Annotated in this window: 29 protein-coding genes; 1 reads left to right on the plus strand and 28 read right to left on the minus strand. The window is 63.7% G+C overall.

Annotation, left to right across the window (positions count from 1 at the left end):
• Positions 1 to 138 precede the first annotated feature (138 nt).
• Complete coding sequence (locus QMX78_RS01580; protein WP_282265901.1) at positions 139 to 2,844, plus strand: bifunctional acetate--CoA ligase family protein/GNAT family N-acetyltransferase; 2,706 nt, start codon at positions 139 to 141, stop codon at positions 2,842 to 2,844.
• A 366-nt stretch (positions 2,845 to 3,210) separates the two neighbouring features.
• On the opposite strand, the gene QMX78_RS01585 is transcribed toward QMX78_RS01580, so the two are convergent.
• The 28 genes from QMX78_RS01585 to QMX78_RS01720 all read right to left on the minus strand — a co-directional run bounded on the left by QMX78_RS01585 (position 3,211) and on the right by QMX78_RS01720 (position 25,944).
• Positions 3,211 to 3,996: a DNA adenine methylase gene (locus QMX78_RS01585; RefSeq protein ID WP_282265902.1), complete on the minus strand. Its 786-nt coding sequence runs from the start codon at positions 3,994 to 3,996 to the stop codon at positions 3,211 to 3,213.
• Positions 3,997 to 4,151: 155 nt separating this feature from the next.
• The gene (locus QMX78_RS01590) at positions 4,152 to 4,706 is read right to left on the minus strand and encodes a hypothetical protein (RefSeq protein ID WP_282265904.1); all 555 of its coding nucleotides are present in this window, start codon (positions 4,704 to 4,706) and stop codon (positions 4,152 to 4,154) included.
• Positions 4,703 to 5,365, minus strand: a complete 663-nt coding sequence (locus QMX78_RS01595; protein WP_282265906.1) for a hypothetical protein — start codon at positions 5,363 to 5,365, stop codon at positions 4,703 to 4,705. Before QMX78_RS01595 ends, QMX78_RS01590 begins: the two co-directional genes overlap by 4 nt.
• Before the next feature lie 17 nt (positions 5,366 to 5,382).
• Positions 5,383 to 7,005, minus strand: coding sequence for an SGNH/GDSL hydrolase family protein (locus tag QMX78_RS01600; RefSeq protein ID WP_282265907.1), 1,623 nt, complete (start codon positions 7,003 to 7,005; stop codon positions 5,383 to 5,385).
• A gap of 3 nt (positions 7,006 to 7,008) precedes the next feature.
• A complete protein-coding gene (locus QMX78_RS01605; protein WP_282265909.1) occupies positions 7,009 to 7,680 on the minus strand; it encodes a putative phage tail protein in 672 nt (223 codons plus the stop codon).
• On the minus strand, positions 7,671 to 8,720 hold the full coding sequence (locus QMX78_RS01610; RefSeq protein ID WP_282265911.1) for a baseplate J/gp47 family protein: 1,050 nt from the start codon (positions 8,718 to 8,720) through the stop codon (positions 7,671 to 7,673). Before QMX78_RS01610 ends, QMX78_RS01605 begins: the two co-directional genes overlap by 10 nt.
• Positions 8,710 to 9,168: a phage GP46 family protein gene (locus QMX78_RS01615; protein ID WP_282265913.1), complete on the minus strand. Its 459-nt coding sequence runs from the start codon at positions 9,166 to 9,168 to the stop codon at positions 8,710 to 8,712. Before QMX78_RS01615 ends, QMX78_RS01610 begins: the two co-directional genes overlap by 11 nt.
• Complete coding sequence (locus QMX78_RS01620) at positions 9,168 to 9,707, minus strand: phage baseplate assembly protein V (protein ID WP_282265917.1); 540 nt, start codon at positions 9,705 to 9,707, stop codon at positions 9,168 to 9,170. Before QMX78_RS01620 ends, QMX78_RS01615 begins: the two co-directional genes overlap by 1 nt.
• 2 nt (positions 9,708 to 9,709) lie before the next feature.
• Entirely contained in the window at positions 9,710 to 10,786 is a 1,077-nt protein-coding gene (locus QMX78_RS01625; protein ID WP_282265919.1) for a phage baseplate assembly protein, read from the minus strand.
• Complete coding sequence (locus QMX78_RS01630) at positions 10,779 to 11,969, minus strand: DNA circularization N-terminal domain-containing protein (RefSeq protein ID WP_282265920.1); 1,191 nt, start codon at positions 11,967 to 11,969, stop codon at positions 10,779 to 10,781. The genes QMX78_RS01625 and QMX78_RS01630 overlap by 8 nt, the downstream gene beginning before the upstream one ends.
• Positions 11,969 to 13,750, minus strand: a complete 1,782-nt coding sequence (locus tag QMX78_RS01635) for a phage tail tape measure protein (protein WP_282265922.1) — start codon at positions 13,748 to 13,750, stop codon at positions 11,969 to 11,971. Before QMX78_RS01635 ends, QMX78_RS01630 begins: the two co-directional genes overlap by 1 nt.
• Positions 13,743 to 13,865, minus strand: a complete 123-nt coding sequence (locus tag QMX78_RS01640; RefSeq protein WP_282265924.1) for a hypothetical protein — start codon at positions 13,863 to 13,865, stop codon at positions 13,743 to 13,745. The genes QMX78_RS01635 and QMX78_RS01640 overlap by 8 nt, the downstream gene beginning before the upstream one ends.
• 20 nt (positions 13,866 to 13,885) lie before the next feature.
• Positions 13,886 to 14,224 carry a hypothetical protein gene (locus QMX78_RS01645; protein WP_282265926.1) on the minus strand — a complete coding sequence of 113 codons (339 nt, stop codon included), beginning with the start codon at positions 14,222 to 14,224 and terminating at the stop codon, positions 13,886 to 13,888.
• Positions 14,224 to 14,589: a phage tail tube protein gene (locus tag QMX78_RS01650; RefSeq protein ID WP_282265928.1), complete on the minus strand. Its 366-nt coding sequence runs from the start codon at positions 14,587 to 14,589 to the stop codon at positions 14,224 to 14,226. Before QMX78_RS01650 ends, QMX78_RS01645 begins: the two co-directional genes overlap by 1 nt.
• Before the next feature lie 12 nt (positions 14,590 to 14,601).
• Positions 14,602 to 16,059 (minus strand): phage tail sheath subtilisin-like domain-containing protein, encoded by a 1,458-nt coding sequence (locus QMX78_RS01655; RefSeq protein ID WP_282265930.1) that lies wholly within the window; start codon positions 16,057 to 16,059, stop codon positions 14,602 to 14,604.
• A complete protein-coding gene (locus QMX78_RS01660) occupies positions 16,056 to 16,253 on the minus strand; it encodes a DUF2635 domain-containing protein (RefSeq protein WP_282265932.1) in 198 nt (65 codons plus the stop codon). Before QMX78_RS01660 ends, QMX78_RS01655 begins: the two co-directional genes overlap by 4 nt.
• Positions 16,254 to 16,255: 2 nt before the next feature.
• A complete protein-coding gene (locus QMX78_RS01665; protein WP_282265934.1) occupies positions 16,256 to 16,825 on the minus strand; it encodes a phage protein Gp37 in 570 nt (189 codons plus the stop codon).
• Entirely contained in the window at positions 16,822 to 17,247 is a 426-nt protein-coding gene (locus QMX78_RS01670) for a phage protein Gp36 family protein (RefSeq protein WP_282265935.1), read from the minus strand. The genes QMX78_RS01665 and QMX78_RS01670 overlap by 4 nt, the downstream gene beginning before the upstream one ends.
• Before the next feature lie 3 nt (positions 17,248 to 17,250).
• Positions 17,251 to 17,856, minus strand: coding sequence for a hypothetical protein (locus QMX78_RS01675; protein WP_282265937.1), 606 nt, complete (start codon positions 17,854 to 17,856; stop codon positions 17,251 to 17,253).
• Positions 17,857 to 17,952: 96 nt separating this feature from the next.
• Complete coding sequence (locus QMX78_RS01680) at positions 17,953 to 18,909, minus strand: major capsid protein (RefSeq protein WP_282265939.1); 957 nt, start codon at positions 18,907 to 18,909, stop codon at positions 17,953 to 17,955.
• A gap of 70 nt (positions 18,910 to 18,979) precedes the next feature.
• On the minus strand, positions 18,980 to 19,315 hold the full coding sequence (locus QMX78_RS01685) for a capsid cement protein (RefSeq protein WP_282265941.1): 336 nt from the start codon (positions 19,313 to 19,315) through the stop codon (positions 18,980 to 18,982).
• Between the two features lie 39 nt (positions 19,316 to 19,354).
• The gene (locus QMX78_RS01690) at positions 19,355 to 20,479 is read right to left on the minus strand and encodes a hypothetical protein (protein ID WP_282265942.1); all 1,125 of its coding nucleotides are present in this window, start codon (positions 20,477 to 20,479) and stop codon (positions 19,355 to 19,357) included.
• 241 nt (positions 20,480 to 20,720) lie between these two features.
• Complete coding sequence (locus tag QMX78_RS01695; protein ID WP_282265943.1) at positions 20,721 to 21,257, minus strand: phage virion morphogenesis protein; 537 nt, start codon at positions 21,255 to 21,257, stop codon at positions 20,721 to 20,723.
• Positions 21,254 to 22,021, minus strand: coding sequence for a phage minor head protein (locus QMX78_RS01700; protein ID WP_282265944.1), 768 nt, complete (start codon positions 22,019 to 22,021; stop codon positions 21,254 to 21,256). The genes QMX78_RS01695 and QMX78_RS01700 overlap by 4 nt, the downstream gene beginning before the upstream one ends.
• A 9-nt stretch (positions 22,022 to 22,030) precedes the next feature.
• Positions 22,031 to 22,255: a hypothetical protein gene (locus tag QMX78_RS01705; protein ID WP_282265945.1), complete on the minus strand. Its 225-nt coding sequence runs from the start codon at positions 22,253 to 22,255 to the stop codon at positions 22,031 to 22,033.
• 4 nt (positions 22,256 to 22,259) lie between these two features.
• Entirely contained in the window at positions 22,260 to 23,756 is a 1,497-nt protein-coding gene (locus QMX78_RS01710) for a DUF935 family protein (RefSeq protein ID WP_282265946.1), read from the minus strand.
• The gene (locus QMX78_RS01715; protein WP_282265947.1) at positions 23,753 to 25,363 is read right to left on the minus strand and encodes a hypothetical protein; all 1,611 of its coding nucleotides are present in this window, start codon (positions 25,361 to 25,363) and stop codon (positions 23,753 to 23,755) included. Before QMX78_RS01715 ends, QMX78_RS01710 begins: the two co-directional genes overlap by 4 nt.
• A complete protein-coding gene (locus QMX78_RS01720; RefSeq protein WP_282265949.1) occupies positions 25,360 to 25,944 on the minus strand; it encodes a phage protein Gp27 family protein in 585 nt (194 codons plus the stop codon). The genes QMX78_RS01715 and QMX78_RS01720 overlap by 4 nt, the downstream gene beginning before the upstream one ends.
• Positions 25,945 to 25,947 lie beyond the last annotated feature (3 nt).

Raw genomic sequence — 25,947 nt, forward strand, 5'->3', positions numbered from 1 at the left:
GGCCGGGGAGGGGGGCTCTTCGCGGCAATCACGGCCACTCCCCACCAACACCCCAAAACACCCCCACTTTGATCCAACGCAGCCCACCCAGCACCGCAGCCGTGTACCTTTGACCCGGTACCCGCAACAGGCGTCGCAATGAGCACCTATCACCTGCAGACCGTATTCCGCCCCCGCTCGGTGGCAGTGATTGGCGGCAGCCCACGCGATCGTTCCGCCGGCCGCGCGGTGATCCGCAACCTGCGCGCCGGCGGCTTCGCCGGGCAGATTGGCTGGGTCAGCCCGCGCTATGCCGAAATCGACGGCATGCGCACGGTCAAGAAGCTCAAGGACCTGCCGTGGATTCCGGACCTGGTGGTCATCACCGTGCCTGCAACGCTATTGCCGCAGGTGGTTGCCCAAGCCGCCGAACTGGGCGTAGCCGCCGCCATCATCCTCACCTCCGGCCTGGGCAAGGGGCCGGGCTCGCTGGCCGCACAGGTGGAAGCCGCCGCACGGCCCAAGGGCATGCGCGTGCTCGGCCCGCATTGCCTGGGCGTCATCGCCCCACATGCACGGCTCAACGCCAGCATCGCCGCACACACGCCGCAGGCCGGCGATCTGGCGTTGATTTCCGAATCCAGCGCGATTGCCGCTGCGCTCGTGGAATGGGGCGTGGCGCGCTCGGTCGGCTTCTCGGCGGTGGTATCGCTGGGCGATGCGCTGGACGTCGACTTCGGCGACCTGCTCGATTACTTCGCCAGCGACTACCGCACCCGCGCCATCCTGCTCTACGTCGACCAGATCAGCGACGCGCGCAAGTTCATGTCGGCCGCCCGTGCCGCCGCCCGTGCAAAGCCTGTGGTCGTGGTCAAATCCGGGCGCAAGCCGCGCGGCAGCGCAGAGGTGGTTACCACCCATTCGCAGGCGTTGGCCGATTCCGATGCGGTCTACGGCGCAGCCTTCAACCGCGCCGGCCTGCTGCGGGTGAACGCATTGGACGAGTTGTTCACCGCCGCCGAAACCCTGGGCCGTCTCGGGACCTTCCCCGGCCGGCGCTTGGCCATCCTCAGCAATGGCGGCGGTGTTGGCAGGCTGGCGGTGGATCAGCTGCAGGCACTCGGCGGCAGCCTGGCCGAGCTGTCACCGGCCACCGTCGAGCTGCTGGACCAGGCCTTGCCGCAGGGCTGGTCGCGCGACAACCCGGTCGATATCGTGGTCGATGCCGATGGCGGCCGTTACGCCTCGGCGATTGAAGCGCTGCTGTCCGACGATGCCAACGATGCGGTGCTGGTCATCAACGTACCGACTGCTTTCACCTCGTCAGCCGAGGCCGCTCAGGCACTCACCACCACGCTCGGGCAACGCTCGCGGCAGCTGCGCGACAAGCCGGTGTTCGCGGTATGGCTGGGCAATGACGACCGCGCCACGGTCACCCTCAACACCGCCCGCGTGCCGACCTATCCAACCGAAGCCGATGCCGTGCGCGGCTTCCAGCATCTGGTGCGTTACCGCGAAGCGCAGACCGCGCTGATGGAAACGCCGCCCAGCCTGCCAGCGGATTTCGTGGTGGATGTGCCTGCCGCACGCGCGCTGGTCGAAGCGGCGCTGGCCAATGACCAGCAATGGCTGGACCCGGTGGCAACGCACAAGCTGCTGCAGGCCTACGGCATCCCGTCATTGGAAGTGATGGTCGCGCGTGATCCGCACGAAGCGATGGATCTGGCCCAGCCGCTGCTGGAGCAGGGCATGAGCGTGGCGGTGAAGATTCTCTCGCCGGACATCCCGCACAAATCCGAAATCGATGGCGTGCGTTTGAACCTTGGCAGCCTGCGCGCGGTGCAGTCCGCGGCGACCACCATCCTGCAGCGTGCCCGCGAGAAGCGTCCGCAGGCCCGCATCGAGGGTGTGCTGGTGCAACCCAGCCTGACCCGGCCCAAGGCGCGCGAGCTGATCGCCGGCATTGCCGATGATCCGGTGTTCGGGCCGGTAGTGGTGTTCGGCCGTGGTGGTACCGCAGTGGAAGTCATCGACGACAAGACCCTGGCGCTGCCGCCGCTGGATCTGCGGCTTGCCCATGAAGTAATTGGCCGTACCCGCGTCTCGCGCATCCTCAAGGCCTATGGCGACGTGCCAGCGGCGGACGAGCGCGCGGTGGCGATGGTGCTGGTCAAGCTGGCGCAGCTGGCGGCGGATATTCCGGAGATCCGCACGTTGGACCTCAATCCCCTGCTGGCCGATCGCAACGGCGTGATCGCCCTGGATGCGCGTGTGGCAATCACCCCGGTCAAGCGCCTGCACAAGGGCCGCGGTCACCCGCGTTTCGCGATCTTCCCGTATCCCAACGAGTGGGAACGCACGATCGATCTGTCCGACGGTGGCAAGGCGTTCATCCGCCCGGTGCGGCCGGAAGACGATGGCCTGTTCCGCGCCTTCTTCGCGCGGGTCACCGATGATGACCTGCGTCTGCGCTTCTTCCAGTCGGTGAAGCACTTCAGCCACGAGTTCATCGCACGCCTGACCCAGCTGGATTACGCGCGCTCGATCGCGCTGGTGGCGATCGATCCCAAGACCGGCGAGATGCTAGGCGCGGTGCGCCTGCATGCCGATGCCGATTACAACCGCGGCGAGTACGGCATCCTGATCCGCTCGGACCTGAAGGGCCACGGCATCGGCTGGAAGCTGATGCAGATCATGATCGAGTACGCCGGCTGGCTGGGTTTGAACGTCGTGGAGGGGCAGGTGTTGCGTGAGAACAGCACCATGCTGGCGATGTGCCAGAGCCTGGGCTTCAAGGTGAAGGCGGATCCTGATGATTCGACCATCATGAATGTGACGCTGCCGGTGGGTGAGGTTAAGAGCTGAGCGCTGACGGCTAGGAGCCAAAGGCACCCCTCCCCAACCCTCCCCTGCGCTACGCGCAAGGGAGGGGGCAGATCCGCTCCCTCCCTTTGCCGCAGGCAAGGGGAGGGCTGGGGAGGGGTGTTCTGCTTCGCTCCCTCCTTTGCGCGCAGCGCAGGGGAGGGTTGGGGAGGGGTGCTCTGCTTCGCTCCCTCCCTTGCGCGTAGCGTAGGGGAGGGTTGGGGAGGGGTGCTCTGCTTCGCTGTAAGCGGCCACATGGTTTGCAAAAAGCGGCCACATGGTTTGCAAACACTCAAACCCTGCTCCGAACGTCAATCTAAAGCCATTTGAAACCCCTTTGAAGAGGCGAGCATAGCCGCCCCTCCTGCCCTAAGCCCGTCGTTTGGGCTTCTCCGCCACCCAGGTGGTGTAAATGCGCTCCTTCCGGGGCGCGCGCTTTCCGCCCACGGTGTACTCAATCCCGACCGTCCTGCCTGGGAACCGGTCGAAGCGCTCCCGCATGGCCGGGTGATCGTTGATAGTCAGGATGGCCCTCCCCTGGAGGCCAGCCATCACCTCGGCCAGGCGGTCGTACTGTTCCAGCGGGAAGGCCCGGCCATACCCAGCGGTCTGCCAATAGGGAGGGTCAAAGAAGAAGAGCGCCCCTTCGTGGTCGTACTTCTCGACGCACTTCTCCCAGGGCAGAGACTCCACCACGACCTGGTGCAACCTTAGATGGGCCGCGCTTAGGTCTTCCTCAAGGCGAAGCAAGTTGAACGTCTTCGGCGTCTTGGCGGACACCCCAAAGGTCTGGTTTGTGGCCTTCCCCCCGAACGCCATGCGCTGCAGGTAGAAGAAGCGGGCCGCCCGTTGGATATCTGTGAGGGTTTCCACGTCTTCCAACTGTGCCCAGCGGAACATCTCGCGGCTGGTAAGCGCCCAGCGAAACTGCCTCACGAACTCGTCAAGGTGGTTGGCCACCACACGATAGAGGCGCACCAGCTCGCCCTGCATGTCATTGATCACTTCGACCTTGGCGGGGTCACGGGCAAATAGCAGTGCCGCGCCGCCGGCGAAGGCTTCGACATAGGTGGTGTGCGGGTTTTCAGAGAGCAGCGGCAGCAGGTGCTGCAGCAACCGGGTCTTCCCACCCGGCCAGGGAAACAGCGTTTTCATTCAGTTCTCAGCCTTTGCGATTCATGTGTCCGAGACTGGTTGCCCTCGCGAGGGGGCAGGGTCTCGGTCGATAGCCAGGTGGTGAGTCACCTGTGTTTGAGGCGCTGGGCCGGCAGTTGCAGCTGCTGGCCCGGCGCCCTGTTTCATTGAACTGTCTATCTCTCGACCTGACCAGGGATTCCGCCACCACCCCAGTCGCCGGGACCTTCACCCACCTGAATATTCTGGTCAACCTGCACCTGCACGCCGAACGAGAAGCTCCTGGTAGAGATGATGTTGGTGCCTCCTATAGGCCTGATCTCAACCTTCACCGAATACGAAGCGATGGACCTGCCCTGCGTGAATCTCTGCAACTTGAGCGCAATGGCTCTATCGACAGACAGCGGCACCCAGTTTTCTGCGCCATTAGTGATAGTGCCGGCAGCGTCTGTGACACCCGACTCCGTCACAGTGAGCCTGGTTGGGGTGATTTTGACCTCGTACCCAGCCCCAGCGTCAGTCGTGATCGGGCTGTACCAAACGCCGCTTTCGTCTGCATACCAAGGCTCGCTGGTCTCCCACGTTCCGTTCGGCTTAATGGTGAATCCGGCAGTTACCTCGGCGCTGTACTGCCCGACCGCGAAGCCTTGGGTCAAGGCGTAGGCGGGGCTTGCAATCACACCGCTAGAGCCCGCGCCTCCCGTGCGCTGATGGAGAAGGCCGGAGATCATGCCGATTCCAGAGCGCCACCCAGGCGCCAGGTGTTCGCAGCGGTTTTTACCAACACCGCGATGGCGTGCTGACCAAGAGTGGCCGCATTAAAGGCCGACGCCTTCAGGATTGTTACCCCACTACCAGCAGCAAAGCTGACCTTCCCAGCGCCGGCCTGCGCGACTTGGATCGCGGTTCCGACCCGCAAGTTGAGCGCAGAGTCAGGGCGCACGGTATAGGTGGCTGCACTGGTGTGCGACACCTGTAGGAGGCCCTCAGCGTGCCCAGTTTCTGTCTGCTGCGAAGCACCGGTAACCGAGAGGACCGGCCGAAGCACTTGGCTCGCATTGAGCGTTCCGCTGTAAATCTTCTGGGCCAGCTGCTGCAGCGCAGCTTCAACCTCGATGCCGGTGAAGTAGTCACCCGCATCGACCACGGATACCCCCGCAGCGGTTACCGAGACGCCGCCGCCGGCGATCAGCGACTTGATGGCCTGGAGAAGCTGAGCGTTATTGCCTTTGTTGAGCGTCAAACCAGCCGCTGTCAGTACAGCCGCGATCTCCTCTTGGACGCTGTTGAGCCAGTCAGCGGTTACCACAGTGGCCGGAACGCCCGTGGTCGGGTTCCCTTCCGTGAAGCGACCACTGGTGGTCGCGCCTTCGCCGTCAATCCGATGCATGTCTTCTTTCCTCTTGCTTACGCGCCTTCCAAGGCGCTGATAAGGTTTCGTGCGATCAAGGCATGCCCCAATGCGTTGGGATGTAGGCCATCAGCCGTGGTGTCCAGGTTGCTGGTGCCACGGAAAACAGCGTAGTTGTCAACGAAATCGAGAGACCGCGACCGCGCAACGTCCTGCAACGTTGATCGAACATCGCTCATGCGGAACTTAAATGGGGCTGCTGGGCCATCTGGATCGGCCGGGTTCGCACACATCAACACCACGTCGCCGGCCGGTGCGAACAGATCGACCAGGGCGTTGGCAATGTTCTTCAGCCGATTGACGCTGGTCGGCGTTTCAACCGCGCCACGGTTGTTGGTGCCGAGCTGGACGATGAAGAACTCATCGTTCATTGACAAGATGCTCGGCCCAAATTGACCGAAGCACCGCCCGGCGTAACGGAAGAACTCGCTACCGATGATGCCCTGCGTCGTGATTCGACACACTTTTGGGATGCGGATTGCCTCCAAATACAGTGTCCGGGATGCCGTCGCACCCGACGGAAACACAACCCTGATTTCTACTTCCTTGTTTCGCACATACGGGATGTCATGCGAGCGAACCACGCCATAGGCTTCGGCGGCAGTCGTTGAGAACTGACCTTGAAGCGCGCCGTCAACATAAATCTGGTAATCAGCGCTGTTGCCGGTTGTGGTGGAGTAGACCAGTTCCAGCTTGTCACCCGTAAACGGGAACTTGATAGACACGGTCGCGCCGGTCGCCACTGCCGCCCGGTACTGCTTCCCCAAGACAGCTGCGACAGCGTCGGTTTCAGTGACCGTCGCCGATGTGGAAAGCGTAACCGTGAACGGCGCGATCCCTGGATAGAGGTCAATGTTGCGTCTGAACTCAGCCGTGGACTGGCCAGACGGCGAGTACGACCAGTTCGAAAGCACCGGTTCAATGCCGTCGAAGTACTCACGACCGATATGCCGCTTGAACTCATTCGCAAACGACGGCGAAACGTAGTTGTCTCGCGGGTCGCCAAGTGTCCCTGTGCGCGGCGTGCTCACTGAGTTCTCGGGAAGCGTTGCACCCCAAGTGATCGAGTCGCCAGCGAGCGTGACGTAAACAGCCTGATGAAGTGGGTCTGTTAGAGCGCTCGCCAATTTACGAAGCTGCCCTCCGTAGTAGTGCGCCTTCTTGCTGGGATTGATTGCCGGAAGCAAAATGCCGGCAGGCCGGATAGCTCCGCCGCTCTTGAAATAGCCGTTCGTGTAGAAGTTACGGGTGGGCACTTGGCTGACCACGAAGGTCTTTCCACCCAAGTCAACAACGCGCCCGGTCACCGCTGCCTCCAGCTTAGTGAAGGCCGCCGTGTCATTGGTGCTCCCGTCAGCGGCTGCACCATAGTCCTGGGCACTTGGCATCTCGCGTGCTTTGTCCTGCAGCTGCCGGGACACACCACCGACGCCAGAGGGCAGAAAGCGCATCAGCGTGGAACTCAGTCCACCCAGGGCATCGAGGAATGCAAGGCCAAACGGCACGCCAACCTTCAAGCGAACGGCGCGTCCACCTTTCTCACCGTAGGTCTCAGCACCGCTTGGATCATCAGAGAGATCCAGCTCCTTCAGCTGCACACCTTCGTTCATATCAACCATGACTCATTGCTCCACGAGAATGCCAACAGCCGGCGCCGACAACAGAGGGCGGCCGTCAGGCGTAAGAAGAAAGCGATTGGAAAGCGATCCGTACTGGAAGATGACGCGGGTATGTGCAGGCTTGTTCTGCCGGATGCGACATTCCAGCCCGGCATTCCCCCAAGCACCCAAGCGTTCGCCTGCAGCTGAGTCACCCGCTCGGAATTTGCGCACCGTCGTGCTGGGTGCGGCCACCTTCCATGTAAAGCGCCAAGGGCCGTTCGTCAGTGCTTGACCAGCGGCTGACATACCCGCACGAAAGGATCGGCACTCGTCAATTCGCACAGTGAAGCCCATGGCGGCAGCAAGGCTCTGGAAATATTCCCTGGACTGACCACCCTGGCTGATCAGTTTTGAAACCAGATCATCGCGGCGAGCCTGTTGGCCTTCGGCCAGCAATCCGGAACAGTTGTCAGGAAGCCCGGCAACGCGCTCCCAGTCCGCCAGCATCTCGCTCGTTGAAGACGGGATTGCCTCATTGATCAGCTGCCGAGCGCGGGCATCGATGCGTGCGAACTCTTGGGCAAGCGCTCCCAGCACGGCGGTTAGCACCGCACCGCGATTACGTGGCCACGCAGCGCCCTGCGGCAGCAGTGCCTGCATCTGCTCGCGATAGTCGGTGCCGCTCAGAGCCATGTGATGGTCCCCAAGGCAGGAATCTGACCGGGGCCGGCCACTACGTTCCCACCTGGAACGTTGATGGTGTGATCAACCTCACCCAGCGAGAGCGAAACCGCTTCGCGCAGATGACTGATAAGCAGGGTTCCACCCGGCTCCGCTTCACGACGGAAGACATCCTTCAGCTCCGCTGTTACTGCTTGGCGAACTGCCGGCGTGTCCGGAACCACAGCGATGTTCATATTTACGAGTAGCACAGCTGGAGCCAATGCGATTACTTCTGCAGTGACCGGACGCCGAGCATCGAGATACACCTGTACGGCCGCGATCTCCGTGTTGTCTGGGATATTGCTGGCATCGTTATCACGCACAAAGAACACACCCACCGTGCCTTCGCCCAGCCACTGCGGCTTCACCCAGACACGCGTCACACCTGGGACCTCACGTGCCCATGTGGCGTAATCCGGCTCAGAACCACCTTGCGGCGGCCTCTGGATACGTTCCAGCAGCCGGGCGCGCAGCGCGTCGTCACTTTCCACGTCCGCTGCGCCGCTTAGCGCGGTGAAGGCTGTCACCGTGGCATTGACGCCCATCACCTGGGCGGCAAGGGTGAGCCGGGTATTGATTGCCGCTTCGCTCTCAAGGCCGGGTGTTCCGGACACCACGTCCACCGTAGCCAGGCCGGCGGCGATGGTGGCCGCCGCCGTGGTGGCGTACTCCATGCCATCGGAGCGCCGTACCACGGTGCCGGCAGGGATCTTCACCCCGTCCAGACCGATGAACTGGACGGTGCCACGGGCAGGCACTGCAGCGGTGCGGGTGATCTTCCACACCGCTGCCCAACGCTCCAGATACTCTTTCTCGGCGCTGTCGAGCATGACCTGCCGGGCCACCCAACTGATGAATCCATACAGGCCATGCGCGACGGCCGCCAGCACCCGGCCCAGTACGCTCAGGTTGGAGCGACGCAGGCGGGCGTCGGCGCCTGGAATGCGCGACTCGATATCCGTCGCAACACGGTCCACCAGCTCGGGCATGGATGGGCGGTTAAACGCCATTTGATTGACTCCAGAAGTTTTCAAAGCGGTAGCGGGCGGTGGTGCCGGTGGAACGTTCAATCTGGATGTCCAGCAGCAGCACCTCGGGCCGGACCCAAGAGGCCTGCACGTCGATGCTCCTAGCGATGCCGTCGTCTTTCAGCCAGGCCAAAGCCGCAGCGGCATACGCGCGTGCGCGCTCCAGCGTCGTGGCGCGCTGTTTCTCCCGCGAGAGCAACCACAGGTGTGAGCCGATCTGATCGCCATCCCAAGCGCTGTAGTCATCGCCAAACCAGCCGCGACGGTCACCGTCATCGGTTGGCAGCACGTCGCTGTCTGCGGCGCGGCGGTCAGTGAACAGACTGATGATGACCGCGCTCTTGAGGCCATCGTCAGCGGCCAACTGCGCCCCATCCATGAGCCAATCAAAGTCCGGCTTACCCTCGATGGCGATGGTGGCCACGTCCATCAGTCCATCTCCTGGTTCGGCTTGGCGGTATTAGCAGTGCCGCCCTGGATACCGCCGTGATCATGGCCGTTGAAGGTGGCGCGCATCTCCTGCATCGATCCGCTCTTGTCGCTGATATCACCGTCGCAGGTGATGTTTCCTTCGACATGCAGGTTGCCGGTGTAGACCGCGTTTGGTGCATCCACGCGCAGGCTGGTTCCGGCCCTTACTTCCACAATGCGACCGTTCTTAAACAGGACGTAATCCCCCTCATGGCTGTAGAGGGACACTTCGCCCGGAGCCAGATCACGCTTGCGATAGCGGCGGTCATCCACCGCCAGCGCCACCATGTGGCTGCGCGAGCCACCCACCGCCACAACGATGGCTTCGGCGCCGGGCAACGGCACGCTGGTGAAGCCGTATTGCTGAAAGCGCTCGGATTTGGCGCGGGCTTCCTCGTCCAGCATCTCCAACTGCAGTTCCTGAACCTGGCGCGCGTCATCGATCAGCGCGACCACCGCGCGGCTGATCATCAGCCGGAGTTTGTTGGGAATGTTCATGATTAGAAGAAGTCCTCCACGTCTTTGTTCTTCTTCGCGCCACGGCGCTTTGGCGCTTTCTTGGCGGTGACAGGCTGGCTGCTGTAGGCCTCTTGCGGGGTCAGAATCAGATTGGTTCGCTTGCCCTGCTCATCGGCGATGAGCTCGACCTCGCGGATCAGCAGGTCACGATCCAGGCGCACGGTTGGCGAGCGGAAGCGCACGATGCTGTTGGGGTGCCAGATGCCACCAGCATGGGTCCAGCCTGCGACCTCGCAGCGCACCGTCAGCGCCCTGGCAGCGCGCACCGTGGCTTCCCATTGCGCCCGCTTGGTAAGACTGGCCAAGTCGCCTTCATCCTCGGCAATGATCACCAGTGTCCGGGCACGTTTGACGCCGCTGTCGGTGGCCACCGCACGCAATGCCGAGGCGGCTGCGCCATTGACCTGGTCACTGCCGGCGCGCTGGCCTTTGACGATGTAGGTCTTAAAGCGCTGGGAGGCGTCATTGCTGGCGCTGCAGGAGCGAATGTTCTCGCCCTCGACCAAGGGCGTGGCCACCGTGCCGCCACTGCCCGCCATGCCAAGTACCAGGCCGCCCTTGCCATCGGACAGCAGCAGCACGCCTCGCTGGCGGGCTGCGCGCTCCAGGCAATCAAAGACTGACTCGCCCGGCTCGATGGCAAAGCTTGGGAACGCGGCGCCCAGTTCCGTTTGGACCAGTACGGTGGTGCCGTAGGGCGTGGCCAGATCACGGGCGATCTGATCCAGACGCACATTGCGCCACTCGCCCTTGCCGTGCTCGGCAGCACAATCGACCAGGTCGGCCGTGGCGTCTCGGCCGGAAACGGTCACCCCGTGGCTGTATGCGTCATAGCCGGGCTCGACCTGGTCAACGTACCCGGTCACCAGCGGCACCTTGTCCAGGACGACACTGGCGCTGTCGCCTGTGCGGATCTCGCGAGGCTCGGCCTGCTCGGGCCACAACTCAGAGATACCCAGCGAATACGAACCGCTGATCTCTTCCATGCTGCGGCGAACGTTGATCGACTTCCACCCACCGTAGGCGGTGCTGTTGACGTTTAGGGTCAGATCACTCACTGAACACCTCCAGCGCGCTGCCGCCCGGCACGTAGCCCGGATGGGCGATGCCGTTGCGTTCGATGATCTCGCTGTCGCGGCTGCTGTCGCCGTGGATCTGATAAGCCAGTACCAATGCCGGCAGCGTGCGGGTCGGGGTCAAGGTAACCACGCGTGACAGGTCGGCACCGCGCACATTGATGTCGGTCACCACAGCTGCACGCAGGGCCACCAGGGCGCCATACAGAGCATCGCTGGGGGTGGTGTCTGCGACCTGGTCGATGCGCTCCACCAGTCCATCCCGCACCGCGATGGCATCCTCATAGCTGGGAAAGGTGCGATCAGCGACGGCCAGCGCCTCTTCGATCACGGCCAAACCACGCACCAGTTCGGTGATGGCGGCGTGGTTCTCCACGCCAACCGTGCGCAGTGGAGTGCTGGCAGCTGGCGCGGCCTGGGTGCCGAACGTACCGAAGCTGGCCAACACCCGACTGGCGACGGCCGGGGTGGTCGACGAGCGCAGGCGGGAGAAAATTCCGCGCACCTGGTTGGCCAACCCCATGCCATCGCGCAGCAACGTGGACAGCCCTGGGGAGAGGTTGGAGATGATGGCGATCAGGCCGCTGGCCGAGCCGACGCCGCCGACCGTGTCCACCACCTCGCGCGCCTGGTCCAGGAAGGATTGCGCCTGCGCGATTGCATCACCCTGCAGCCAGCCCGGCAGGCCGTCGAAGCTGAAGCGGTCCAGGAAACTTTGCCCGGACGCATCGGCGGCATCGTCGGCGCGTTCGCGGACCACGTCCTCCGTAACAACCGTGGCGGTCGGGAACTTGAATTCACCGGTTTCAACGCAGCTGAAATAGATGCGGCTGCAGCCACCTTCGGCGGTGGAGTGCTCCACCGTCATGCCCTCGGTGGTCACGCTTACCAGCATCTCCCCGTACTGGGGATGCACCAGCTTGCCGCCACCTTCGTTCTCTACCGCTTCAATGAGCGCATCGCGGCGCTGCATGTAGTCCTGGCCGAGCAGGATGGCGCTGATGCGGAACTCGCGCGCACGGCGGCCAAGATCCTCGGACACCGGGATATCGCGGAAGGGATATTCATGCAGCGTCGAACGGCGGCCAAACTGGCCTTGATCGTTCACTACATCGAAGGCGATGCCGCGATAGGAAGCTGGTTGCAGTTGGTCCTTCCAGGCCATTACTGGTCGCCTCCCATCATGCGGCCAGTGCGCGGCACGTAGCGCCGGCTCGGGCTTGTGCGTGTGGTGACATTGGTCAGGCCACGGGTGTTGGTCACCGCTGCTGTCACGCGGTCATCCTTGACGCTGATCGCCACATCCAACCCAGCATCGCGGCGGGCTTCGTCCTGGCGCCGGGCAGATGCGAGCAAGCCGCGGCCTCGACTACGCCGCATGGTGTGGCCCACATCCTCCTGCAGGGTCTCATCCTGCATGCCGTCTGCCAGGGTGCCGCGATAGCGCAGCAACGGGGCTGCTGCCAGCGCGGCCAGGGTCGCGCCGCCCAGGGCAACACCACCGGCCAGCGCCTTCCATTTGCCGCTTGCCTTGCTGTCCTCGGTGGCTTCCTGCAGCAATCCACCGCCGCCGCCCATGCCCGAGAACAGGCCCGGCGCTGCGCCCACCACGAATACGGGCGTGGCACCACCGGCCTGCTGCAGGGCGTTGCCCATGACCAGGCCCGAGGCCAGTCCGGCAGTGTTACCGCCCAGGCTGGCCATCAGCTTACCCAGCTGCCCCTTGAGCACGCGTCCGCCAACATAGGCGCCGCCTGCAGCTGCTGCGCCAGCACCAGCCAAACCAAAGCCGTCCAGTCCCAGGCCGTCTTCGCTCGTCAGGTACTTGATCGACTCGGCCAATGCCTTGTTGAAGGGCTGGGCGAACTGATCGCCAGCCTGGGCAAGGGTGGCCCGCAGCACGCCGGCCTGTGAAACGGCGTTGTCCATCGTCTCGCCGAAGTCACGTTCCGTGGTCCCACCAGCGCTTCGGGTCTGGGCAGCGATCTGCAGGATCTGATCGATCTTGCCTTCCTTCATCGCGGTGTTGATGCCCTTGATGGTGTCCAAGTCGGCTTTGCCGAACGCCTTGGAAATGAAACCAAAGCGCTCCCGATCGGTACCCAGCTTGTCGTACATGGTCTTGATCTCGGCCATGACTTCAAGGGCATTGCGGCGATCACCATCGCTGTTGAAGAACTTGATGCCCGTGGCTTTCTGCGCCTCGCGCATGTAGTTGGCGTTGGTGAACAGACGCAATGTGCTGTCCATCAAGGTGCCCACGCGGTCCTTCGTGGTCGCCGTGCCCAGGCCTTCGACCAGCGCAAGGGTTTCATCGAAAGTCAGGTTGGCGGCCTTGGCGTTGCCCGCTGCCGTGGCGAACACGCCAGCCAGATCCTCGATCTCGATCACGCCGGCACGGCCGGCTACGGTCATCTTGTCCAGGATCTCCAGCGCCTTGCCCGGCTCGCTCAGGTCGAACTGGAAGTGCTCCTGGGCTGACTGCAGCGCGGTGGCCAGCGTGGTGGCCTCAGAGCCGGTGACGCGCATGCTCTTGTTGATGGCTTCGGTGGCCGGCAGTGCCTGGGCGTATTCCAGGCCACCGGCCGCAAGCTGGCCGAAGCCACCCTCCAAGGCCTGGAAGGTGTTGCCGGCATCGCGGGCCATCTGATGCAGCTCCACCCGCAGCTGCTTGACCTGGTCGCCGGTCATCCCTGCGGTCTGCTTGATGCGGATCAGGCTCAGATCCGTCTTGGCCGACTGCATCATGGTGTTCACCGCGCCATAGCCCAGACCAATCTGAGCCAGCAGGCCGGTGGTGGACTGCGCGAAGCCGCGCAGGTTGTCGAACTCACGCTTTACGGTGCCTACGAACTTCTTGGTGCCACCCTGGGCCTCGGTCAGCCCGCGCGCCCAGTTGCGGGCATCCAGAGATAAGCGGGCGGCGAGGGACAGGGTGTTATTCATGGTCCAGGAGTTCGGTCAGTTGGTTGGCAATCCACACGAAGTGCCATTCGGGCAACCGGCGGATCGCTTCCACGGTCCAGCCGGTTTTCAATGCAATCAGCAGCTCGGCTTCCAATCGGAAGTGGAGACGGGCCGCTACGCTTCCCCCGCCTTGTCCAGCTCCAGCTGTGCGCGCACCAGACGGTTCATGTCGGCCGCCTTGAGCTTGCCGAGCATGGCCAGAGAGAACGGGCCTTCAAAGGTGCCAATGCGTACCAACTGACGTGCAATAAGCGCGGCGCGGAAGGACATCGGCCGCTCGGCCGTGGCGTCGCTTTCAGCGGCGAACATGTCCTCGGCGAGCGCCTCATGCATCACGAAGTCCTTATGGACCGTGTCACCGATACGCAGGCCGTGCTTCAGCGTGCCGTGCATCGTGCCGTCCTGTTCCAGGCGCAGGCCTTCGGGAAGTTTGTTGACTGCAGAGCCGTCCATCAGACCACCTCCTCTGCAGGCAGCCCTTCGTAGACACAGCGCGCCGTGCCGTCGCCGCTGTTGACCACGGGTGTCTCCACCGACCAGGCATTGCGGATTGACCACACCTGCCCGGTGTCACCTTCAAAGGTAACGGTGGCGTCTTCGGTGTGAAGCTCCTGGACGCTGACGCCCTTACGAAGCGAAACGCTGCACTCCACACGGGATTGCTTGGGCGTTTCGCTGAAACCCAGCACGGCGTTTGCGCCCACCTGGGTGGCGCGGGCCACACCGCCCACGTCAAGCGTGGCACCAGGCATGGTTTCCAGCAGCATGCTGCCGATCTTGATCTTGGCTTTGCCAAGGCGCTTGAGGGGATTGGCCATCGTCGGGCTCCGTTACTTGATGAACTGGACCAGCCCTGCAAACACGCGCAGCTGGTTGATGAGGTCGGGCGGAATCAGTGCATCAACACGGTCCCGATCGCTGGCGTTACGCTCCACGATCAGGTCGGCCTTGAACTGGTCGAAGTTCTCGACCAAACCAGCTTCTTCCAGCTCGCGGAACAGGTGCAGCAACTCCATGCGGATCACGCTGGGCGTGGCCACCGCCTGGCCGGGGCCGTAGTTGGTGCCGTCGTCAGCCAGCTTGTGGCGCGGGAAGCGCGCCGCGATGCGGGTACGCACGGCATAGCGGATGTAGGCCAGCGTGCGCACCGTCTCGATGTTGAGATACGACTCATCCGGGATGCCGGTGGCGTCTTCCTGGTACGTGGTGATGAAGCGCTCCACGCGTACCAGGTCGCCGCTGTCCACTACCGTGGTACTGATGCCCTTGTAAAGCAGCAGGTTGCGATCATCGCGGTCGAAGCGGTCCTCCTCGGCCGGTGCCAGTAGGCCCGGCAGCAGCAAGGTCTGGCGCGGGCGTGCCGGGTCGGTCTCGGCGGCATCGACGGCGGCGGCTACCGCCGCCCAGATCCACGGCGCGCTCGGCGAACGGCTGGCGCCCAGGATGGTCAGGTGCGGGCTGTTCTGCGCATCGCCCAGGGTGATCAGCGATGCATGACTTCCCGAGGCGCCGACGAAGGCATGGCCTTCGTTCTGATCCAGCGGACCCCAGCGAACGGCCAGCCAGGCCGTGACTGCAGCCAACGTGGCGGCGTCGGTGAAGCCGATAGCCAGGGTGTTGTACTGCACGTCGGTCATTGCCGCGATGGCATCGGCGATGTTCGGGTTTCCCGCACCGTTGGCCAGGGGCACGATAGTGAGGGTTAGGCCTGCCGGCAGCATCTCGCCTGCGTAGTAGTTCACGCGCACATCGATGCTGTTGCCTTCCACGCCCTTGTGTCGGGCAGTCAGGGTCACCACGCCTGCGGCATTGGCTGCCGTCACTGGCAGCTGTGTGGCGGCGTTGACGGCGGCGACGATGGCCGCCGCCACCACGGTGGCCGATGCGCCAGCGGCAACACCCACCTGCAGGCGAACGCCACCGACATACAGCGCGAACGTGCCAGCAACGCTTGGGCCTGCGGTCACCGTGATGGTGCCCGTAGCCGCAGTGCCGGCGCCCAGCTCATCGACGGCGATGGCGGTCACGTCCAGGGTGCGGTTGGCTACCTTGAAGGCGGTGAGCATGTTGGCAAGCTGCGAGCCACGGCCAAATGCCTGCTCGGCCTGCGAGGCCGAAAGGATCTTCGTGGGCACGTTGGCATTGATGGTGCCGGTAGCCAAACGCATGCCGATCACCAGCACCTTGTGCGCCACGGCAGGCAGGCCGCGCATGGCCTGGCTGTTGTCGAACTCCAGGTACTGCCCCGGCGTGCGGAGCGTGAGCGGGATCGAATTGAACGAAATCACTGGGTCTTCTCCTGGGCCGAAGCCTTGGCGGATTTGGATGGGGTGGCCTGTTCGGTCACATCGCCGTCCTTCAGACGGCGGCGCCAGTAGGAATTCATCTCCACCGGCTCACCCTTGGGCGGCAGCATGCGGAGCGTGTCCGGGCGGATGACGGTGATGCCGGCGGCCGGCACCAGGTGTTTGATTTCGGGCATGCCTATTGCTCCAGGTGCACGGTGTCGGCGGCGTCCACATGGCCGTCCTGCGGGGCCATGTCGATATCGCCATGGAATGTCTTGAATTCGTCCAGGACCGGGCCACCGTCGCCTTCAGCACTGACGTACATGGGCAGCACGAACTGCACCCCGTAAATGGCAGCGCCTTGTTTCTCCAAGTCGCCTGTAAACAGGTTGTCGATGCCGGCAAAGCGCATGGCACCCTGGCCTGGCACTTCGTGCCCTTCCAGCAGATCGCACAGGCGCTCCACGATCTCGTAGGCGCCGATCTCCTGGCTATCGCCGTGCCGCCTGGCCAATTCGCCGCTGGCGTGCGTCGTGGCTGCGATCAGCCCCCACTGGCCGTCGATCACCACCTTGCCCTCGTCGGTCTCGGTGTCCTTGCGCTGACCGCCACCGAACACGACGAACACGCCAGGCGTGAGCCTGAGCAGTCGGCGGAAGGTGTCGGCATCCCAGTCAGCGGGCAGGCTTTCAACCGTCTTCAAGCGCTTCTCAAACTTGGCTTTAACCAGGTCGATCAGGTGCTGCTCAATCTGCGCGATGCTCATCCGAGGAAGTCCCCCAGCGTGCTGCGGTTGAACACCGGCTCCGGTGCGCAGTGCTCGGGCAGATCGGTACTGGCCGGTGCTTGGCCAACCGGGTCCACGCCGATGCTGACGAGCCCCTTGGCCACTGCCTGCAGGAACTTGAGCGCGTCCTCATAGCGACGGCGTACGTCATCGGTCGCGCGGTCATCAAACAGGTGATACCGCGCCACATCGCAGGCCACCCGCTTGAGTACCGTGGGCACAGTGGCCAACGGCAAGCTATAGCGCGTGGCCAGGTACGCATCGATCTCGGCATCGGCATCGGCCAGCTTGGCCGCGACCACCACCGCGTCGATCTCGCCGGCATTGTCGCGGTCGCTCAGCTGGATGATCTCGGTTTCGCCGAAGCGTGCGACCAGATCGGCCTGGGTTGCGTAGGACATGGGTTACTCGGCCTCATCCATGGGCCACGGCTGCGCTTCACCCAGGACGCCGGCATCGATGCCTTCCTGTGCCTGCAGCTTGGTGAGTACCAGGAAGCCCGGCGGCTTGCGCACCACGCCCTGGTGCTTGAACGGGGACAGAATCGGATAGGCGGCGAGCTTATCCAGGCGCGAGGTCACGTCGAGGTCATCGACGGCCGCCGTTTCCAGGGCACCACTGTCCGCCACCACGGCAGTGCCTTGGCCTGCATTGAGCGCATCACCCTGGGCATTGCTGTCGGTATTGCCCACATCCCCGATAACGTCGGTCGATTCATTGGCCGCGTTCCCGTCAGCGGTGGTCGGATTGGTCAGGGTGATGGTTTCGCTGCCCGCGCTGTTGGCATCGCCATCCTGGGCGCCCGGCGCCAACGCCGTTCCCGAGGCGGCCGTCTCAACGGCACCGGTCGGGTTCCCCGAGGCGGCGGTTTCGCTGCCGGCGCTGGTGGCCTGGCCGTCCTGGACAGCGGATGCCGAAGACGTGGCGACCTTGGCGGTCTCGGCAACGGGCTTGGCCACGGCCGGCTTCGGCGCGCTGGTCTTGCCCGTGTTGTTCTTTTGCTTGGCCATCTGGCCCTCCTGGATAGATCGGGGCGGCACGGCCTTCACCGCGCCGCCCCTGAATGCCGTGCGTTGCACACGGCCTACGCCATCAACCGGTTGCGATTACGCCGGGTCGGCGCCCGCGCCTTGGATCAGGTAGCCACCGGTCATGCCCGCGAGCACCGGGGTGGCGTCGTTGATCACCTGGTAGATGAAGGAGTTGGTGGCCTTCTCGAAGTACGGCTCTTCAACCGAGGGCATGCCGTCGATGGCATAGGTGTAGCCAAAGCTGGGTTCTTCCTGATTGCCCATGCCGTCTCCTGCGCCCTGCGCGACATAGGCCACGACAACGTCGTTGCCCCACACATCGCCCAGCGTGTCGGTCTGGCCGGTTGCCACCTTGGCACCGCCCACCACCACGTTGTCCACGTTCCACAGTGCCTTCAGCAGGTCCGTGGTGACGGCATCGCGGCCGGTGTACTTGATGCGCTCGATGATCTTTGGATTGAACTTCAGTTTGTTGAACGCATGGCGGGACAGCAGGACCGTGTTGCCTTCGACGCCGATGGTGTCGCCGATGGCTTCCATACCGGTGTTCACGTCCCTGTTCGGATCGCTGTCATCGCTGCCCCAGCTATTGGCAGGCAGTAGGGTCACCTTGTGATCGTTGTCGTAGTTGGCGGCGTTGCGTGCGAGCTGGGCGCAGTCGTATTCGTGCTCCAGCTGCATGGCGGCCAGCACCAGGTTGACCGACCGCGTGGCCAAGTTGAGGCTGGGAACCTGTTCGGCTTCCTTCATGCGCTCCTTCGGCACAACGGCTTCCAAGCCGCCCGGGACGATGGCGTAGGGCTTGCCCTCGTAACCGAATTCCAGGCGCTTGAAGCGCGCACCAGGTGCGCGGCGGGCGTTGTAGAGGCGGAAGGCTTCCTTGCCGAACTCGATCACCTTGCCGCCGTACGAGTTGACCGGGGCAATCGGGAACAGGAGGTGGCCGACGTTGCCGGCGCGGCGGTAGCCACGGGCGTGCTCGGAAAGGATCGGATCGACGACACGGGTTTGCGAGAGGTTTTGCTGACTCATCTGGGAGTTCCTGTTGATGCGGTCTATAGAGGGATGCCGCTAACGCAGCGGCGTGTTGCGCTGAGCGGAATCAGTTCGGGATCAACAGCACTTCGATGCGGTCGCCATCAGCGGTCGCCGCCTGCAGGGCGCGCGCCACGGTGACGCCAGAGGCCTTGGTGATGGCCTTACCTGCGGTGCCGACCTCGATGGCGGCGCCTTTGGCGATGGCGGCACCGGCCGTGACGATGGCGGTGCCGACCACTTCAACGGGGTACACCTCGCCGATGGCGGCACTGGACTTGGCCACGCCCAGGGTGTTGCCCGCAGCGGTGGCCGGGACACCAGCAACTGCGGTGAAGCGCTCGGCGACGATGGCCGCCGTGGCAACGAGCGAGAGGGTGAGCAAAGAGACGTTCTGGGTCATGTCGGTTCCTGACAGCGAGGGAATGGGTTGCAGTGCGGCTTACTTGCCGCCCACGGCCGTAACGGCGTCGATCCAAGGGGTGTTGGGGTGCTCTGCCTGGTAGGCCTTGGCGCGGGAGTACAGGTCGCTTCGATCCGCCGATACAGCCGCGCCACGGGGTGCGGTGAACTCCAAGGCCTGGGTTTCGTCGTCGGCGCCACCGGCCCTTTCGCTGAAGTCCAACTGCTTCGGCAGGCTGGCAAGGAAGGAGCGCATCAGCTCCGGCGCGGGCTGCTCCACATGGCCATCGCCCTCACCGAATGCCAGCGGCGTGGCGGTCGGCAGTGCCAGGATCAGCTCCACCACGGTGGCCCTTTGCGTGGGGAGGACGCGGCAACCGTCCTTGACCAAGCCATCGACAAAGGCAATCACGTCGTCGCGGCGGGCCTGCTGTGCGGCCTGGGCGTGCTGCAGCTCAATCTGCTGGATACGCTCTTCGCGTTCGTCCAGGGCACGCTCGCGCTCGGCGAACTCGGCCGCGCTATCCAGGGAATCACTGGGTGCGGTGAAGGAGCGCACCGTGGCCTCAACGTCGGGCTGGGCAGCTTCATCCAAGGACTCAATCTGCCAGGAGGGAAGCACCTGGTCTGCAGTCTCCAGGCCCTTCTCGGCAATCATCCAGTCACGGAAACGGCGGAACATGTCGGCCGCAGTGCGAAAGCCCCAACGGCGGTCGCTCATCGCAAAGGAGACCACGCCCTCATCGCTTTCAGAGAACGCCACGGCCTTCAGGCCCTTGACCGCCGGGGCGGCACCGCCCAGCCAGCCCACGTGCTTGATGTAGAGCTGGCCCGGCTTGGGGTTGGACGGGGAGTCCGGCAGATAGAAGGAGGCGCTGCGGTTCTTGTAGCGGCCCGCCTTACGGGCCTCGTTGAAGGCGGCGTCCACCTCGGTCTCTTCGGCGAAGAGCACATCGCCCTGGACGCTCAGGCCGCCCAGCCAGCCGTAGGCAGGCGCGTCGGTCTTCGGGTGGCCAATGACCACGGGTGCCGGCGACAGCGCGGGGTCGTAGCCCTCGGCGATCACCTTCAAGTCGGCGGCAGTGAAATTCACTTCGCGGCCGGAAGCATCCACATGGGTGCCGGCGCGGAAGATCTCGATCAGTCGGGGGGCGGGCTTTGTCATGCCGCCAGCTTCGCGCTGGGGCCGCCTGCGTTGGGTCCGACATTTGTCGGGAATTTTCAGCCCCTTGGGAGGGGGCAAAACGCACTTTACGCGCTCTCAGCCGGACTTGGCAGGCTCCCCGTGCCCGGCAACGGCGTTTGAAAGCCGTTTAAATCGTCCTGAGCGGCCGCCGAGGGGGCCGCTAGGTACATCCGCATGCCCTAGGGGGGCCGCTGGGGCTCACAGGGGCGGTTTTGAGAGGTCAGGTTCCGGCCAGCTTCTCGGCGTGTCGGGTGAGGATGGCCAGGATCTCGACGCGGTCGGTCTGACTGAAGCCGAAGATCTCCCGTCGAGGCAGGAACATCAGCCGGACGTGCGCCTTCACCGGGACCGATTTGGCCCACGCCCGGCCGGTCTTGGTCACGCCCTTCATGTTCCGGCGGTGCACCGGCACATTGACCATCTTGCGCACACCGTAGTGATGCGCGGCGGCATAGGGCACGTTGGTGCCGGCCTCGGCAAAACCCGGACCCGCGCGCCAGGTCAACGAGCGGAACAGGCGGTTGGAGTCGCGCAGGGTCTGGCCGCCCTGGCTCTTGGCCCGGTTGCTGGGCCACCAGGAGCGTCCATCGGGCGCGCGTCCTTGGGTGAAGCGCAGTTGGGTGCTGGTCTTCATGAAGCGGGCGATAGCGTTCATCGCGCCCAGGGCATTGGCGCTCCCCACCGCGAAGCCATCATGCAGCTGCCGCAGCCGCTGAATGATTACCTGGTCATCGAGCTGGACGCGCGGTTCCATCATTCCCCCTTCAACGCCTGGCGCTTGCTGGCCAGCACCTGGTCAAGGTTGGCCTGCCGATCGGCGCCGGGGTTGTAGTCCCAACCAGGATCGATGCCCAGCGGGATCTGCATCACCTCGCCCGTGCGCTTGTTGACCCACTCACGGCGCTTGATGGGCGGCGCCTTGTCCGGTGTCTTGCCCATGGCGCGCAGATCGCTGTCGGAGACCTGGATCACCGAGCACCGGCAGTTCCAGCCATTGGGCGGACGGTGGGTATTCCAGAAAGGGTCATTCCAGGGAAGCGTGAGGCCGTTCCAGGCACGGTGCTGCTCGCGGGTCCGGTTGTCGTCCACCGCGTCGTACATCAGATAGGGCGCGTCCTCTGCCGCTTCCTGGATCTGCTCCCACTCGCCAGCGGCGTAGGCCGTCATCACGTTGGTGCGGAAGATGGTCTCAATGCGCCTGGCGCTGCCCAGCTGCACCAGCTCGGTTTTGCCGGTCACCGGGTCCACCTGCTCGCGCTGTCCCCACCAGCCGGCCTTCATCAGCTTGGGCGTCAGTTCCTTGGCGAACTGAGCCTTGGTGCCGCCGTGATCCAGCGCATCCGTAATAGCTCGCTGCACCTCGGCAAGCAGATCGATGTCGGCCATCTTGGCCACGGTGAACGAAGCTTGGTTTTCTTCCTTCCACACATCGCGCCAGCTGAAGCTGGCCTTCAGGCCCTTGCGCCGGAAGAAGCGCAGGGCCTGTTCGGGAGGAAGATCAAAGCGGGCTTCAATGGCCATGACGTGCGCTTAGAAGAATTCCGGCTTGGCCACGGCGCGCGTCAGTGCCATCAGCCCCTTCTGCAGGTCAGTGGCACCGATGCTCACCCAACGCTTATCTGTCTCGCCGCTGGCCTGCAGCTTGCCTACCAACTCGCCGAGTTCGGCGCCCTTGCTCTTGATCTCGTTCATCAGATCGATTTCGCCTTGGGACAGCTCGCGGTAACCCTTGATTTTGCGGTGTTGGTTGTCCACGTCGTTACTCCTTTGGTGTGCGGCCGAGCAGCCGAGCGGCAAAGCCGCACCGTGCCAAGGCCTGGGTGAGATCAGAGTTGGGCGGGCCTTCGGCCAGCTCGATCACGCGTTCCCGGAACTGTTCCAGGTCATCGGATTCATCCAGCAGCTGCAGCAGCTCCTGGACGCGTGGTTCCACGAACGTGCGCCATTCCAGGCCATTGCTCTTGGCGGCGGCGATCAGCTGGTCAATTCGGTCCTGGGCTTCCTCGCGCTGCCGTTCCAAGGCGATGGGTTCAGCGAAGTCGGCCGCAGCGGTCGTATCGCGCCCTGGCAGCGGCGAGCTGGGGAAGGATGGAGCCTCTTCCCAGTGGGCACCGTAGCGCTCCCGGACGTGCGCCAGGCTGGGCTTGAATCCCATTGCCTTGACCTTGGTGTCGCGCTCGACGGCAGCGTCCAGGTCTTCCGGCTCTTCCAGCACGCGGTAGACGCGCGGCGGCTGGGCGTTGGGGAAGTTGAACATGGTCAGCCATGTGACCGGGCCAAGGTTGAAGCTCTCGCAGATCAGATCCGCATCGGCTTTAACGATGTCCTGGCGCACTTCCATGTGCACTTCGGCCTGTGACTTTGAAGAGCCATTTTCCGTAGTCATGGTTTGGCCCAACACCACCTTGGCGATGGCCTCATCCATGGTGTCGTGCAGGGCTTTGTAATCCGAGGCGCCGCTGCGCTTTGCTTCCAGCAGCTCGATGATCATTCCATCGGGAACGATTACGCCGCTATCGGTACGGATGGCCCGCAGTGCTGCCAGTAGCGCCGCCTTTTCAGCTTCGGTCGCACCTGGCTTGAACTTGCCAACACCTGTTGGCGCAGCAAACTTCTCAACGAAGGTGAGCCAGAAAGCAATGTCGTTGCGCTTGAACAGTGCCGGCCAGTACAGCCAATGTGCCAACCCGATGCCATAGGGCTCATCGTCATGGTCGGCGCCCGTGGCGATGTGCCAGAAGTACGGCGCGGGGGCCGGTTCGCCCTTGAGCATCTGGGAAGGGGTCAGCAGACGCAGCGCCCCGTCAGGGGCAAAGCGGAACCGGCGGCGGTTACGGACCTTGATTGCCTTCCAGCCCAGCTTGCCGTCCTGGATCTCCCACACCAGCTCAGCCACGCTGAAGCCATAGAAGACAGCCCACAGCATCTTGTCGGTGAGCCCGTCCCAGGCAATGCGATTGAGCTGGATGCGCAGCCAGTCGGCGGCCTGCTGGTCCACCGCGCGATCGCTGGCGGCGTCCACCTGCCACTCCGCACTGATGACAGCATTGCGGCGCTGCTCGAAACAGGTCTTGACCTGCCAATCGCTCTTGACCTGTTCGTAGATCTCCAAGTTGCCACCGCCACGTGCCCGTAGTACGCGGTCAGTGGGCAGCAGCAGTGGGCCTGTGTAGGGACGGGTGATATCCCGGCCATCGGCCGTGGTGGCGATTTCAAGGCTGGTCTCAGGGCGCTTGATCGTTTCTTCTTGTGTCACTGGAAACCTCCAAAATCATTACCGCCAGCGACGGTGCCAAAACCGGTATCAGTGAAACCAACGCGGGAGCCGGTGAATGCACCTGCTACGCCTGCAGCAGTGCTTGCACCGGCAGATTGGAACTCCATGGGCACCACTTCCACGCGGGCAATGCTGTTGCCCAGGACAAGGGCGACGGCCGCATCGCCATGGCGCTTGCCGCCGCTCTTGGATGTGACCCGTTTGTTGGGGATCTTGGGCACGCCCTTGACCACTTCCACGGCACGCAGGTCATCCAGCCATTCGCCGTTGCGGGGCAATCCCTCCAGGCTGCCGTCTTCCAAGTCGGCCTTCAGTGGTGGGAACTGCTCGCTGTAGAACTTTTCGGTGATATCGACTTGGTCGATGCGGTTGCTGCCGTAGCGCTGCATGGCCACTTCGGCGAGGTAGGAGCCGTTACCGGTGGCATCCAGGGCGCCGGCACGAAACCGGGGCAGCCGATCCACCACAAAGAACAGCACCTGGCGCTGCTGATCGAAGGGGATATTGCTCATCTCGATAGCGAAAGGCACCCGCCGTTTGAGCGATGCCGTGTATTCGACCTGCGGCACCAGCACGGACAGATCCACGTAGCGGCCGAAGTCCAGACCAAAGATGCTGCCGCGCACTTTGGCACCCTGGGTGGCCAGCGCCTGCAGCACGGGCAGCACTTCTTCATCCAGCCAGCTCTGCACGTCGGCCCGGCGGATGTGCTCCGGCAACTCCGCGAACGCATCATCCCGTGCCACCTTCAGGACCGGGGTGGTCTCATCCATGCGCTGCTCGATGACAGCGCGGGACAGATAGGCACCGGCACTGTTGCGAGGCACGCAGTCCAGTTCTTCCTCTGAAGCGCTGCCATAGGTGCCATACACCTCATCGATGAATTCAACCTGTGCAGGCTCGCTCCAGGCTTTGGCCAGGCGCATGCACACACGCTCAAAGAGCCCTTCTTCCACGGCGAGCGCGAATGTGACGCGGTGGACCGACCCGCGTCGCTTGCCGCTACGGATCTCCTGGATGACCTCATTGAAGGGGTTGTCCACACCGTTGTGCGTGGAAATCAGCCGAACCTTGCCGCCCCAGATCAGGAAGGCAACGGCGGCCTTGAGCAGCTCGGGCAGGTCATCAACGAAGGCGGCTTCGTCGCCTACCAGCACACCCTGGCGACCGCGCAGCTTTCGCGGCCTGCTGGCCAGCGCAATGATTTTGAAGCCACTGTTGGGAAAGCGAATGGTGTAGGTCTTGATGTGCTTGTCGTCTTCATCCTCATCCCACAGCCCTTCGGCGATGCTGCTGGCTGCGTGGTTGAAGGCGCGCGCCCACATTGCGCACGCCTGGATGTATTCCTCGGTCATTTCCTTGTCGGTGCCGAGGTAATAGACGTTCTGGCCGCCAGCGGATTTGTCCGAGGCGGCGATCAGCACATTGTCCGCAGCCTCGGCCCAGGTGATGCCGGTACGGCGGCCTTTCTCCATCACCTTCAGGTTGGACTGGTCGGCAATCCAACGCTGCTGATAGGGCATCAGGGTGGCTGGCACATCCCGTTTGGCAGTGTTGGGGACAAGCTGGCGGGCAGCATCGCTCATGCGCTGTCGGTCCTGATGCCGAGAATGCTGGCCCGAATATCGGCGGCCGCTTCGGCGGAGAGGCCACCTGACTTCACCACCTTGTCCAGCGCCTTTTCCTGATCGCGCAGCAAACGCTCCCTGGCTTCTGCAGCGATGGCCTTGCGCACGTTCACATCGATGCGCTTGGTGTCGATGGCGTCCTTCGCCGCTCGCGCCAGCTTGCGGGCGGTGTCCACATCGACCTCTTTCTCCGACGCCTGGTGCCGCATGGCCACGTCAGTGACCAGCGTCACCACTGCGTTGGTCAGCAAGGTGCTGGCCTTCTCGCCCAGACTGTCGCCGAACTCGCCAACCAGCGCTTGGGAGGCTCGGTCGATATCGCGCATGCGCGCGGTCATCTCCGCGAAGCCCTGCTCGTACCGATGCAACGCTGATCTGGAGATCTCCGCTGCCGGTTCGCCGGGGAAGTTGGCCTGCAGGTCTGAAATCTTTTCGTCCAGTGTCATCCGGTCATCGCGGAGCAGCTTCTCTACGTAAGCCTTCTGCTCAGCGGGCAGCCGGGTGACGGTGGATTTGGCGCGTCGCTTGGGGGCGGCCATGGC

The sequence above is a fragment of the Stenotrophomonas sp. PS02298 genome (assembly GCF_029959445.1).
Lineage (GTDB): Bacteria > Pseudomonadota > Gammaproteobacteria > Xanthomonadales > Xanthomonadaceae > Stenotrophomonas.

Excerpts from the sequence above, each read along its gene's own strand:
- QMX78_RS01580 (WP_282265901.1), top strand. The coding sequence starts at position 139 with ATGAGCACCTATCACCTGCAGACCGTATTCCGCCCCCGCTCGGTGGCA.
- QMX78_RS01585 (WP_282265902.1), bottom strand. The coding sequence starts at position 3,996 with ATGAAAACGCTGTTTCCCTGGCCGGGTGGGAAGACCCGGTTGCTGCAG.
- QMX78_RS01590 (WP_282265904.1), bottom strand. The coding sequence starts at position 4,706 with ATGATCTCCGGCCTTCTCCATCAGCGCACGGGAGGCGCGGGCTCTAGC.
- QMX78_RS01595 (WP_282265906.1), bottom strand. The coding sequence starts at position 5,365 with ATGCATCGGATTGACGGCGAAGGCGCGACCACCAGTGGTCGCTTCACG.
- QMX78_RS01600 (WP_282265907.1), bottom strand. The coding sequence starts at position 7,005 with ATGGTTGATATGAACGAAGGTGTGCAGCTGAAGGAGCTGGATCTCTCT.
- QMX78_RS01605 (WP_282265909.1), bottom strand. The coding sequence starts at position 7,680 with ATGGCTCTGAGCGGCACCGACTATCGCGAGCAGATGCAGGCACTGCTG.
- QMX78_RS01610 (WP_282265911.1), bottom strand. The coding sequence starts at position 8,720 with ATGGCGTTTAACCGCCCATCCATGCCCGAGCTGGTGGACCGTGTTGCG.
- QMX78_RS01615 (WP_282265913.1), bottom strand. The coding sequence starts at position 9,168 with ATGGACGTGGCCACCATCGCCATCGAGGGTAAGCCGGACTTTGATTGG.
- QMX78_RS01620 (WP_282265917.1), bottom strand. The coding sequence starts at position 9,707 with ATGAACATTCCCAACAAACTCCGGCTGATGATCAGCCGCGCGGTGGTC.
- QMX78_RS01630 (WP_282265920.1), bottom strand. The coding sequence starts at position 11,969 with ATGGCCTGGAAGGACCAACTGCAACCAGCTTCCTATCGCGGCATCGCC.
- QMX78_RS01635 (WP_282265922.1), bottom strand. The coding sequence starts at position 13,750 with ATGAATAACACCCTGTCCCTCGCCGCCCGCTTATCTCTGGATGCCCGC.
- QMX78_RS01645 (WP_282265926.1), bottom strand. The coding sequence starts at position 14,224 with ATGGACGGCTCTGCAGTCAACAAACTTCCCGAAGGCCTGCGCCTGGAA.
- QMX78_RS01650 (WP_282265928.1), bottom strand. The coding sequence starts at position 14,589 with ATGGCCAATCCCCTCAAGCGCCTTGGCAAAGCCAAGATCAAGATCGGC.
- QMX78_RS01660 (WP_282265932.1), bottom strand. The coding sequence starts at position 16,253 with ATGCCCGAAATCAAACACCTGGTGCCGGCCGCCGGCATCACCGTCATC.
- QMX78_RS01665 (WP_282265934.1), bottom strand. The coding sequence starts at position 16,825 with ATGAGCATCGCGCAGATTGAGCAGCACCTGATCGACCTGGTTAAAGCC.
- QMX78_RS01670 (WP_282265935.1), bottom strand. The coding sequence starts at position 17,247 with ATGTCCTACGCAACCCAGGCCGATCTGGTCGCACGCTTCGGCGAAACC.
- QMX78_RS01675 (WP_282265937.1), bottom strand. The coding sequence starts at position 17,856 with ATGGCCAAGCAAAAGAACAACACGGGCAAGACCAGCGCGCCGAAGCCG.
- QMX78_RS01680 (WP_282265939.1), bottom strand. The coding sequence starts at position 18,909 with ATGAGTCAGCAAAACCTCTCGCAAACCCGTGTCGTCGATCCGATCCTT.
- QMX78_RS01685 (WP_282265941.1), bottom strand. The coding sequence starts at position 19,315 with ATGACCCAGAACGTCTCTTTGCTCACCCTCTCGCTCGTTGCCACGGCG.
- QMX78_RS01690 (WP_282265942.1), bottom strand. The coding sequence starts at position 20,479 with ATGACAAAGCCCGCCCCCCGACTGATCGAGATCTTCCGCGCCGGCACC.
- QMX78_RS01695 (WP_282265943.1), bottom strand. The coding sequence starts at position 21,257 with ATGATGGAACCGCGCGTCCAGCTCGATGACCAGGTAATCATTCAGCGG.
- QMX78_RS01700 (WP_282265944.1), bottom strand. The coding sequence starts at position 22,021 with ATGGCCATTGAAGCCCGCTTTGATCTTCCTCCCGAACAGGCCCTGCGC.
- QMX78_RS01715 (WP_282265947.1), bottom strand. The coding sequence starts at position 25,363 with ATGAGCGATGCTGCCCGCCAGCTTGTCCCCAACACTGCCAAACGGGAT.
- QMX78_RS01720 (WP_282265949.1), bottom strand. The coding sequence starts at position 25,944 with ATGGCCGCCCCCAAGCGACGCGCCAAATCCACCGTCACCCGGCTGCCC.